The 4007-nt window shown below is 32.8% G+C and carries 5 protein-coding genes; 4 read left to right on the top strand and 1 reads right to left on the bottom strand.

From position 1 onward, the window contains the following. The first annotated feature begins 33 nt into the window (after window positions 1-33). Both ACI3VO_RS08490 and ACI3VO_RS08485 read left to right on the top strand, forming a co-directional pair. Window positions 34-1020: a sugar-binding transcriptional regulator gene (locus ACI3VO_RS08490; RefSeq protein WP_439757501.1), complete on the top strand. Its 987-nt coding sequence runs from the start codon at window positions 34-36 to the stop codon at window positions 1018-1020. A 126-nt stretch (window positions 1021-1146) separates the two neighbouring features. Further along, window positions 1147-1425 (top strand): hypothetical protein, encoded by a 279-nt coding sequence (locus tag ACI3VO_RS08485; RefSeq protein WP_439757500.1) that lies wholly within the window; start codon window positions 1147-1149, stop codon window positions 1423-1425. A gap of 58 nt (window positions 1426-1483) precedes the next feature. Here ACI3VO_RS08485 and ACI3VO_RS08480 read toward each other — a convergent pair whose 3' ends face one another. Next, window positions 1484-2422 (bottom strand): LysR family transcriptional regulator, encoded by a 939-nt coding sequence (locus ACI3VO_RS08480; RefSeq protein ID WP_439757499.1) that lies wholly within the window; start codon window positions 2420-2422, stop codon window positions 1484-1486. A gap of 118 nt (window positions 2423-2540) precedes the next feature. On the opposite strand from ACI3VO_RS08480, the gene ACI3VO_RS08475 reads away from it, so the two are divergent. Together ACI3VO_RS08475 and ACI3VO_RS08470 are read left to right on the top strand one after the other, a co-directional pair. Further along, a complete protein-coding gene (locus ACI3VO_RS08475; RefSeq protein ID WP_439757498.1) occupies window positions 2541-3242 on the top strand; it encodes an aspartate/glutamate racemase family protein in 702 nt (233 codons plus the stop codon). A gap of 72 nt (window positions 3243-3314) precedes the next feature. Continuing rightward, window positions 3315-4007, top strand: a 693-nt coding sequence (locus tag ACI3VO_RS08470) for a leucine-rich repeat domain-containing protein (RefSeq protein WP_439757497.1), incomplete at its 3' end; no start/stop codon positions are given.

Here is a 4007-nt window from a genome sequence, read left to right as displayed (position 1 = left end):
CAGATTATTAATTATTGTAAGGAGTAAATTTTTATGGCACAAAATAATTTATCTAATAAATCGGAAAATTATGAGGATATGCTGATTTACATAGCTGAATTATATTATTTAAAGGGGTTATCTCAACAACAAATAGCAGATATAACTCATCAATCTAGAACAAATATTTCGCGCCTTCTAAAGATATGTGTAGAAAAGGGAATCGTCGAATTTAGAATAAAAAAACCAACAGGGAAGAGAATCTACACAGCATCTCAACTTGAACAGATGTTTAACTTAAAAAAGGCTATAGTAGTCCCAAATGGAGGAACTCCAGAGCAGCTAAGAAGAAGAGTAGCAGTAGAGGCTGGCGAGTATTTGAGCAGTATCTTAAAGGACGATATTTTGATCGGGATAAACTGGGGTTCTACGGTTTATGAGATAGTGAATAATTTTACTGTGGATCGTAAATACGACATAGATGTAATTCAACTATTAGGTGGTGTTAACTCTAAGCTACGTGGTGCTGATGGTCAACATATACTTCAATCATTTTCATCGAATTTTAACGGAACAGGATATATTTTAAATGCACCTTTTATAGTTCAAAATAAAGAGATAAAACAACTGTTGATGCAAGAGCCACCTATAAAAGAGCATTTTTCAAAAATGAAAAAAACTGACATCGCAATCCTAGGAATAGGAAACCACACTCCAGAGTCGTCTATATACAATTCTGGTTACCTTACTGATGAGGAAATGGAAATGCTAAAAAACGATGATGCAGTTACAGATATCTGCGGATACGGTATAGATATCGACGGAAATCCAGTTGAAACTGTGACTACAGGAAGGATAATAGGGGTTGAATTAGATGTTTTAAAAACTATACCAGTTCGTATCGGATGTCTATCCGGCGTTCAAAAAACTCAGGCTGTACTTGGTGCGCTTAGAGGAGGATATATAAATGTGTTGGTTATCGATGAGGAAACTGCTAATGCTGTTATGATAGCAGAAGTAGATGGGAAGCATAATAAATAATTAGTGTGAAATTTAATTTTGAAAATGTTTGCATTGTTGATATTTCTTATTGCTATATTCAAATTTTTTATATACTATCTATAGTATAAGTACAAAATATAAAGCGGTTGGAAGGAGATTATTAAAATGCAATTAGGAATTAGAATGAAGGTCGATGCAGTACCTCATAAAGACTATTCTAAAAAACGTATGGAGGATTTTATAAGTAGAAGATTTGGAGATAGAAAGTATAAATTAGAGGAATGTCCAAATATTAAAGAAAATAAAATTCAATTTATTTTTGAGATGAAAGAATTAAAGGAAGATTTTATAACAGAAATTCGTGAAATTACTGAGGCGTTTCAACAAATAGGAACATTAAATATGTATGAAATTACAGCATGTAATTCTGAATTTATACAATAATTGTGAAATTAAACGGGGCTTATGGAAGGATTAAACTTGCTATAAGTCCCGTTTTGGTTTAAGTGTAGGATGCTTCCTCTATAAATCTTTTTACTGCAAAGCTTGTATATCTCGTGTTTGGATAGTGAAAAAACAATTCTCTGATAGTCAGCTTTGAGTTTAATTTATAGTATTTTAAATCTCCGTATATCGGCATGTTTTTTATTAAAGTATCACTGACTAGGGCTATTCCCATGTTGCTGCAGACTATATTATACGATGTGACTAGCTGTTCTACTTCTAGTATGATTTTAGGGGAAAAATCAGCCTCTTTGCAGAGCATATCAAATCGATTTCTAGTGTCATTACCTGGATAAAGAGCTACAAATGGATAATTTTCAAAGGATTTCATACTGATAGCAGTAGAGGCTTTGTCTAAGTGGACATCGTTTATTATATCCTCCTTAGAAAGACCACATTTTGATAATTCGCTGTCTAATTTTAGCTTATTTGGGACAGCTAATAAGAGATTTTCAGTGTGAAAAACCTTCTTTTCATATATATTTTCATCAATCGGATAATTATCTAAAATCAAGTCTAAGATTCCTTTTTTAATTTGATCCTCTAGATAAAAAATATTACCTTCATGGAGCTCTATTTTTATCTCTGGGTATTTATCTGTGAAGCTTTTTATGATTTTTGGCAAAACAAAAGACGTGCAGAGGTTGTTTGAGCCAATTGCGATTTTGCCTGATTTTAAATCTCTGACATCGTTTAAATAAGTCTCAAAATTATTTTGCAAGGTCATAATTTGCTCTACATATCGGATATATTCTACACCGTACTCAGTCAATTGAATAGGCTTTACATTTCTATTGAAAATTGGTATTCCTAGCTTCTTTTCAACCTTTTTTACCATAGCGCTTAGACATGGCTGTGTCACATATAGATTCTTGGCGGCCTTTGAAAAGCTCTTTTCCTTGTATACTTCATATACGTATTCCATATTTTGAAACATTTTATCATCACCTACAATAATATAAATAAATATTTATACTATTTATAAATATATAAATATTTGATTTTATTATAGTATGACCCTATACTTAAATCAATAGATAAAAGGAAGTGATAAAATGTACAAAACAATTGGTATTATAGGAGGAATGGGGCCAAAAGCTACTTGTGATTTAATGGAAAAAATTATAGCATCAACAGATGCAGAAAATGACCAAGGGCATATTCATATATGTGTTGATTGTAATACAAATATACCGGATAGAACAAAAGCGATAGTAGACCACGGGAAAAATCCAATTCCAGAAATGGTCAAAAGTGGCATTCGTCTAGAGTCTATGGGCGCAAATTTACTCATAATGCCATGTAATACAGCACATTATTTCTACGATGAATTGATAAAATACTTAGATGTGCCTTTTTTAAATATGCCTCTCGAAACAGGAAAATATTTAAAAAAGAAAGGTATTAAAAAAGTGGGAATCCTAGCAACAGATGGAACTGTCCAAAGTAAAATTTACGACAAACCCTTGATGAACCAAGGTATAGAAGTAGTGTACCCATCGAGCGAAAATCAAAAATCAGTCATGTCTCTTATATACGATTGTGTAAAATCACATCACAAAGATTACAGTGAGGTACCTATAGGAAATGTAGTACAAGAGCTTGTAGATAAAGGCGCGGAAAAAATTATTTTAGCTTGTACTGAGCTTCCGATAGCTTTTAGGGATTTGGGGATTGATCAAAATTGTGTAGATCCTACTCTTATATTGGCGCAATCTGCCGTTGAGTTTGCAGGGGCTAGGGTTGTTGAGCAATAGTTTTAATTTAAGAGATTTTATAACCCATTTATAGTAAAATAAAATTGTAAAACAAAAATGGGGGGAAACAAAATGAAAAAGATAATATCAGTATTTTTAGCATTAATGCTAGCATTAACTAATTTTCAAGGAATAACTCAATCCTTTGCTGAGACAGGAACCTTACTAGAAGGAACAGGTCTTTACTACACTATTTCAAACAATGAAGTCGCTATAACCGATGCCGATACAACTATTTCTGGGGAAGTTATAATTCCACAAGCTATAGAAGGCTATCCAGTAACTAGTATAGCCAAGAGCGCCTTTTCAAGTTGTAAAAGTATTACAGGTATCACTATTCCAGAAGGTGTAACTACAATATATGATAATGCTTTTTACGGCTGTAGTAATCTTGTGAGTGTGAGTATACCAAACAGCATGACTACTATAAGTATTAGGGCTTTTCAATTTTGCGGAAAGCTTACAAATATAAATATTCCATCGTCTGTAAAAACTATAGGCAAAGAGGCTTTTGCTAGCTGCACTAGCCTTAAGAATATGACTATTCCAGAGAGCGTTACAGAGTTAGGAAGTGGTGTTTTTAGTAAGTGTGTAGCACTAGAAAGTGTCAATATTCCAAATGGGATAAAGGCTATAGGAAACAATACGTTTGAAAGATGTAATAGCCTAAAGAGTATAGATATACCAGATAGTGTGACTAGTATAGGTAATAATGCATTTGAAAGATGTACTAGCTTTACAAGTGTGACTATACCAGAAAATGTC

The sequence above is a fragment of the Intestinibacter sp. genome, from assembly GCF_051866655.1.
Lineage (GTDB): Bacteria > Bacillota > Clostridia > Peptostreptococcales > Peptostreptococcaceae > Intestinibacter.
The sequence above is the reverse complement of the archived record's forward strand: the minus strand, read 5'-3'. Positions and strand labels throughout refer to the sequence as shown.